Annotated in this window: 4 protein-coding genes and 1 pseudogene; 1 reads left to right on the plus strand and 4 read right to left on the minus strand. The window is 66.9% G+C overall.

The window, feature by feature from the left end; all coding sequences use genetic code 11:
• From ACIHCX_RS37930 to ACIHCX_RS37940, 3 genes are all read right to left on the minus strand, one after another.
• On the minus strand, nt 1–2,407 hold a 2,407-nt coding region (locus tag ACIHCX_RS37930; protein WP_400037954.1), incomplete at its 3' end, for a tetratricopeptide repeat protein.
• Nucleotides 2,408–3,004: 597 nt separating this feature from the next.
• The gene (locus ACIHCX_RS37935) at nt 3,005–3,334 is read right to left on the minus strand and encodes a hypothetical protein (protein WP_400037956.1); all 330 of its coding nucleotides are present in this window, start codon (nt 3,332–3,334) and stop codon (nt 3,005–3,007) included.
• 204 nt (nt 3,335–3,538) lie between these two features.
• Nucleotides 3,539–4,723 (minus strand): PIN domain-containing protein, encoded by a 1,185-nt coding sequence (locus tag ACIHCX_RS37940; protein ID WP_400037958.1) that lies wholly within the window; start codon nt 4,721–4,723, stop codon nt 3,539–3,541.
• Nucleotides 4,724–4,877: 154 nt separating this feature from the next.
• Here ACIHCX_RS37940 and ACIHCX_RS37945 point away from each other — a divergent pair.
• Nucleotides 4,878–5,111 (plus strand): annotated as a pseudogene (locus ACIHCX_RS37945) (restriction endonuclease); the annotation flags it as partial.
• Nucleotides 5,112–5,610: 499 nt separating this feature from the next.
• On the opposite strand, the gene ACIHCX_RS37950 reads toward ACIHCX_RS37945, so the two are convergent.
• Nucleotides 5,611–6,663 (minus strand): hypothetical protein, encoded by a 1,053-nt coding sequence (locus ACIHCX_RS37950; RefSeq protein ID WP_400037960.1) that lies wholly within the window; start codon nt 6,661–6,663, stop codon nt 5,611–5,613.
• Nucleotides 6,664–6,837 lie beyond the last annotated feature (174 nt).

Raw genomic sequence — 6,837 nt, forward strand, 5'->3', positions numbered from 1 at the left:
CGAGTGCGGTGGTGAAGTCAGTGATGGCCTGGTCGTAGTGGTCGGCCTGCCTGTGGGTTTCGCCGCGTTGTGCGAGGGCCCAGGCGAGGGTGGGGTCGAGGTCGAGTGCGGCGGTGAGGTCGGTGATGGCTTCGTCGTAGTGGCCGGCTTCTCGGTGGGTTTCGCCGCGTTTTGCGAGGGCCCAGGCGAGGGTGGGGTCGAGGTCGAGTGCGGCGGTGAGGTCGGTGATGGCCTGGTCGTAGTGGCCGGCCTCTCGGTGGGCTTCGCCGCGACTGCCGAGGGCCCAGGCGGGGGTGGCGTCGAGGTCGAGTGCGGCGGTGAGGTCGGTGATGGCCTGGTCGTAGTGGCCGGCCTGCCTGTGGGTATCGCCGCGTTGTGCGAGGGCCCAGGCGTCTTGGGGGTCGAGGTCGAGTGCGGCGGTGAGGTCGGTGATGGCCTGGTCGTAGTGGCCGGCCTGTCTGTGGGTTTGGCCGCGACTGCCGAGGGCCCAGGCGGGGGTGGCGTCGAGGTTGAGTGCGGTGGTGAGGTCGGTGATGGCTTGGTCGTAGTGGCCGGCCTGCCTGTGGGTATCGCCGCGTTGTGCGAGGGCCCAGGCGTCTTGGGGGTCGAGGTCGAGTGCGGTGGTGAGGTCGGTGATGGCCTGGTCGTAGTGGCCGGCCTGCTGGTGGGCTTCGCCACGACTGACGAGGGCCCAGGCGTCTTGAGGGTCGAGGTCGAGTGCAACGGTGAGGTCGCTGAGTGCCCGATCGGTTTGATCGAGCCAGCGGTGGACATCGCCGCGATACGCCCAGGCACGGGCGTTGTGGGGGTCGGCGGCGACGGCCCGATCCAGTTCGGCGAGGGCTTCTTCGTCGCGGTCGTTGAGGTGGAGGCGTTGGCCGCGGTAGGTGTGTGCCCAGGCCTGGGCGGTTGTGCTGAGGTGGCCGTGGTGCAGCAGGGCAGTGAGGGCTGTGAGGGCGGGCTGATCGTCGGCGACGGCGTTCTGGAGGCGGCTCGCCCAGGAAAGGAGGGCGGGGTCGCTGGTGTCGGTGGCTGCTTGTCCGAAGGTGTCGATCCACTGGCGCAGGACTGCCGTGTCCTGGCCAGTTGCGTGGACAGCCTGTTCCAGCGCAGTCGGCAGGTCGGCTGCGGCGTGGGCGCACAGCCGGTGATGGGTCTCGGCCAGGCGGTGCTGGCGCCATCGGGGATCGCCCCACCGCTTAGCCTCGGACAAACTCTGCTCGATGCCGGTGCGCCAGGTGGCGTGTGCGTCGGCGAGCCGGAGGTGTGCTGCTGTCCAGCGCTGGGGGGAGTGGGTGCGCTGCTGGCGCACCATGCTCGCGCGTACCACTGCGTGGTATTGCTTGAAGTCGCCGTGGCCACTGACGAAGGGCTGCTGGCACAGCCACCCCCACAGTTCCTGGGCGTCTTGCGGTGCGGCGATGGCGAAGATGTCCTCGTTCAGCTGCGGTGCGAGTGCGCACGCCAGTACCGCTTCACGGTGCTGCACGTCTGAGATCCACTGCACGAAACGCTCGACCGCGGTGTCCACCACGTCCCCGCCCGCGTCCACATCCTGGGTGGTCATCGGCCGGGCGAGGGCGAGAAGTGCGACGAGCAGCGGCAGTCCCATCGACAGCTGCAGGACTGCCTCCACCACCGCTGGCTCCGTTACGCCCCGTGCGGCGAGCAGATCCCGCGTCTCCGCTTCGGAGAACACTTCCAAAGGTACGTCCGCAACCTGCCCTCGCAGCGGTGCCCATTCCCGTTCAGCGAGTTCGTTCCTCCCGGCCAGCACCACCATGACGTTGATCGGCAGCGGCCCGAAGGCGTCTGTCAGCACATCCCGCAGCCACCCATCCAGGTAGCGCCCCGTCTGTTCCCACGTGTCGAAGAACAGCACCACCCACCGGTAGCGGCTACACAACCGGCCCAGCTCTGAGACGAACGCCCGACTCAACCCCGCCGTGTCACCCCCGTGTCCCCGGCGCTCCCGTGCCCGGACACCAGCCCGCAGCCGGTCCAGCCCCTGAGCCGTGATATCCGGACTCGCCATCGCGGTGACCACCCCGGCCCCCGGAATCAGCGATGCCGCCCCCAGCGCGGCCTGTGCCACCACCCGGCTTGACGCCGAAGCCCCGCCCTCCGAGCCGGCAGCGCCCTCCACGGACGGCCCTGCGGCCGCCTCCTGATCCCGGCGATGCTGCTCGGCTTCCCGGTCGAACTCCTTGAGCGGCCCCGCCTGCTCGGCTAACTGACGGGCCAGCTCCGTCAGAGCCTGCTGCACGCCGTGGACATCGCCTTCGTCCACCACTGCGGTGACCGAATCCGCCCTGCGAGCCGCCTGCTGCCACTGCCGCAGCAGCGTGGACTTACCCACCCCACCGACACCCCGCACGTGAAACAGGAACTCGGCCGGATCCGTCACCGACCCCGGATCCTTCGCCAAGTTCTCCGCGAACCGCGACAACTGCTCCCGCCGGCCCACGAACTGCGCCTGCGCCCGCTGCCGGATCAGCTCACCCCGTGACCGAACCTGACGTCGTGCCCCCGTCATCTCCCCACCCTCTGCCCGGCCTGCCGTAACCCCGCCGCTTCGACGCCAGTCCCACCAGCATTGCGGCAACGCACCGCAGCGTGTGGAAGGGCTGACCGTCTTGCCTGGTTGACTCTTGCTGCCAGAGAGTGATGACACAAGACCGCGCATGCAGGTAGCCGATGCGGTGCGACGGGTACCCCGCCGGCAGACGAGGCCGCCGGGCCAGCCAGCCGGGTGCGCACGGTCTCGGGATCGCCTTCACCGACGTGGAGTTCGCCGACTTCTCCATCGGCTGCTCAGAGCCCGAACGAGGTCATCGCCGAGGGCATCCAGAACCGGGCCCGCCTCGTACGGGCCCTCTACACGCGCCTGGACCGCCTCACCGAATCCGTCCCGGAAAACCAGCAACGGCGTCCTGCACCGAAGGACGCCGTTGCTGGGGCTGAAGGGCCGGTTCAGTGAGGGATTGCTGCTATAGCTGGCCGTTCACCCCTGGTATGGGTCCACCACTTTCCATCCTTCGGGGACGTCTCGCAGGGTGACTCCGGGCGCGAGGACCTGGTGGACGTAAGCGCCGTTGGACCAGCTCTCGATAGTGGCGTGCACAGTGCTGATGATCGGATCTTTTGTGTTGTCGAAGAGCACTACGGGCTCCACAGGAGATGCTGCGATCGAGGTCTCGGTGGCACCTCCTGTCACGGACTGCCACCCGATAACTGGGACAACCATGATGTCTTTGTCCTGCGGATCCCCGATGGCGATGCGCCAGCCGTCGGGAGCCGGGACGAAGGAACTGCTCGCGGTGTAGGACGTCATAGTGGCTAAGCCTGCCGGACCAGACCATCGCGGGGGACCGGGTCGGCACGGTCGCCGTCCAGGCCCCGGACACCGACACCGGTCCGCGAAGCCGACAGCTACCTGTCCGCCCCGATGCAAGGCACCGTTGGCGGCCCTCGTTGTCAACACCAGTGGTCGCTCGCACGGGTCCTGGGCATCACAGTTGGCGGAACAGGGGGCGGCCTACAGCTCTTCCTGCTGTTCAAAGAGGTGGGGAGGTGGGGGTCCCCAATCGGATGACAGCAAGGTTGCTGCCGCGGCGGAGGCCGTGGCCTCCTCCGTGCTGGTGAAGGGCCTAGGGTCGCTGACCGAAGCGACGCTGACGGAGTGGGGGCCCATCAGGATCCTGACGTCGATGGCGAAGGCCACGGGCTCGGGGGCACCAGTTCCCATGCGCTGCGTCCAGCGCTGCGCCTCGCCGCCGACGAAGAGGCTCAAGGTAGCGGCCAGGGTCCGAACCGGCTCGGCCGTGGTCGTCCCGGTGGAGTACGCAACCTCGTCACGCCAGTCCATCGAATAGAGCATGCGGATCGTCAAGGCTTCCCAGTGGGTCTCCCAGTCGGCGAAGGGGTCCTCATCGTCAAAATCGACTGCCGCGCCGGCCACCGACTGCCCCACCAGGCTGTTGTAGATGGACGCCGTGAAAACGTCCGCCGCTGCGAGGGCAGAGAGCCGTTCGGTCAGGTCCGGGTCGTCGTGAGGAAGGACTTCGCGGCGGCTGATCCGGTTCAGCGCTTCGTCGAGACTGGTGAGGTATTCGACATCCAGGCCCGCGACCTTCACTTCCTCGGCCATGTCCGGGTACAGGATCCCGTTCGGGCCGAAGTCATCGGTGTTCTTACTGACGAAGCACACTGAACCGGACGGGTCGCCCTTCGCTTGTTCCAGGACGGTCATCCAGATGGCCGCGTCTCTGCTGCCCACGGCTCCCTTCCCGTTCGCCCGGGCCGGCCGCAGCCGGTAGGCCTCGCGGCGGAGGCCTTCAACGGCGGCCTCACGGCTTAGGGGCAGGACTTCCAGGGTCGTTCGGTAGATCTCCTCCCACCGCTTCAGGTAGTCCTGCGGGCTGTAGACGGCAGGAAAGTGGTGGAACGCCTCGTTCTCTACGAACTGGAGCTTCCACAAGGCCTCGTGAGCCGCATACGCCTTCTTGCACGCCGAGTCGTACTCTCGGCTTCGCTGGGCAAGCAGTTCCATAAGGACCATCTCGGGGATGGCTATCCGCTGAAGCCCGGCAGTACGAACAGCGCGGAACAGCTCCCAGATCGTGCTATTCCACGGCAGCGTGGTTACCACGCACGTGTCGAGTATGAGAGTGGGGAGGGGTGCCCGTAGCCCCTTGGGCGCGTCAGGGCGCAGATCTGCCATGGCGTCATGTTTGCAGCTCCGCTGGCCCAAGGCGATGGCGCTTTCGCTCGACGTCGTCTCTCTGCCGACGCCCTTACGTCCAACGCCAGCCGGGCGAAGGGGAGGTGGGCTTCACCAACGTCCTCCACGCCCACCTTGAAGACCATCTTGGTGAGAACTCACCGGGCACGCCCGCGCGGTGGCCGTCGACGTCCGGCGCCACGCCGCCGCCGTGCCCAAGAGCGACGGCCGCGGTGCCCTCGCCGAAGTCGTCCTCCGCGAAGCCGACGGACGCCGGTCCGCGCTGCTAAAGGGCACCGCCCGCTGCGTCCAGAACCGCGCCCGCCTCGTGCAGGCGCTCTACACGCGGCTGGACCGTCTCACCGAAACCGTCTCGGCCGCCCCGTAGTTGAGGAGGGGAGCGGCACCAAGATCCCAGTCACCGGGTGCGTTGCCCACCCAAGCGACCGGCTGGCCCTCGCTGTTACGGACCCAGTGGGGGCTCCTCCACCGAGGTCTCGTGACCGTCGTCCAGGACGCAGATTCGTTCCCAGCGGCCGTGCTTCGTGCCGGAGAATAGGTCGCGACGTTGGAGCCTGACAGCCAACGAAGCTGCGTCGGCCCTGTGCAAGACGGCGGCTGGCTGCCTGGACCAGAACGTGTCCTACGAGCCAGCCGCGTAGCGGGTGGTCGGCCGGCGCGGGCGGTTGATACCTGCCGCTTCGCGCTGGGTGTGACGTACAGGGGGCACGGCCGGGAACCCTGCACTGCCGACGGCTTGCGCTGGCCGCCGGCACGCTGGGCACTGGGCTGTTGCTGTGCTCCCGCGACCGCCTCCCCGGGCGATGACCTTCGACGTCAGGCGACGCGGCCCCGGGGCCCGGCTCGGGGCGTAGCGTCCAACGACGCTACGCCCGTGCTGTCACCGTGCTGTCACCTACGGTCGCTCCTGAGTCGGGTGATTCGGGGACGGCAGTGTCGTCAAGGTGCATCGCGTTGCTGTCTATCTGCTTCTTGAGAAGCAAGATCTCTCCGCACAAGACGTAGGTATTGAGCGCGCAGAGGTTGGCGGCTTGGAGGGCTACGGAGGCGTGAACGCCCTTGTTGGTCAGCTCGTCGACGGCGGTGAACCGCTCGTGGAGACCTTTGCCCAGGGCAACGGTTACCTTCGCCACGGACTTGCTGCTGCTCGCCTGCTTGATGAACTCGAAGAGGCGGTTGCGGTAGGCGGGCTGATCGAGTTTGTGCCCCGACTCGCTGGGCTCATCCTGCGCAGGTAGCACGTGGTCAACGGCCGCCTCCAAGATGCGGCGACACGTTGTGAGGGCCTGTGAGAGTTCCTCAGCACCGGGTCCGTCCGGCGTACTGGCGGCGGCCTCGTTCATGCGCCGGTAGACGGCGGTGAACTTCTCCACCAGATCGGGAACACCCTCGGCCAGCATCTCGTCGACCTCAGCCTTGTAGCCGCCGAAGATCGACTCGTTCACTGACGTGTAGCCGAAACGCCGCTCCCATGCCACCAGGTACGAGAACGTTCGCAATCGCGCTCTGTCCTCGATCTGCCGAAGAGCCATGTCAGCTTGAAGGCCGGCCGCACCTGTGCTTGGCAACTGCTCTGTCAGGTATTCGATGTCCGCCAGCGAGTGGGCCAGCACCATGTCAGAGCCATCGCCCTTCGCACGGTCCTTCATGTACTCGTGCATGGCTTTGATATCGGGGCTCGTACCTTCTCGATCTCCCCAGCGTGACGGGTCGGCCATCAGGCGCTGCATATCACCGCGATGCTGAGCTGGGTCACCACCCCGTGACTGCAAGTCGAGTCCGAGCCGGACTGCGGCGTGCGAGTCGCCGATGAGGCTCGCGATCCGCACGGCACGCCGAACCGATACTTGCACTGGGTGATCGTCGAACTCGTCCAACGCCCTACGAATGAGAGCCAGGATGTGAGCAGTGGAGTCCATCAGCTGAATCTAGCTGCCGAGCTTGGCGGAACGGTTCTTGATGTGCGACAGCCGCCCACACTGCATGGCGAACATCACATTTACAGCTCATCTCAATTGGCGATCATGGACTGGGAAAGGCACTGGTCGGGCTGGTGCAGCAACGGTTGAATGCTGCCGTGGAGAACATCTGGA

The organism is Streptomyces sp. NPDC052043, assembly GCF_044548235.1.
Lineage (GTDB): Bacteria > Actinomycetota > Actinomycetes > Streptomycetales > Streptomycetaceae > Streptomyces.

Bases quoted from the DNA above. Each gene is read 5' to 3' on its own strand.
- ACIHCX_RS37935 (WP_400037956.1), bottom strand. From the start codon at position 3,334: ATGACGTCCTACACCGCGAGCAGTTCCTTCGTCCCGGCTCCCGACGGC.
- ACIHCX_RS37940 (WP_400037958.1), bottom strand. From the start codon at position 4,723: ATGGCAGATCTGCGCCCTGACGCGCCCAAGGGGCTACGGGCACCCCTC.
- ACIHCX_RS37950 (WP_400037960.1), bottom strand. From the start codon at position 6,663: ATGGACTCCACTGCTCACATCCTGGCTCTCATTCGTAGGGCGTTGGAC.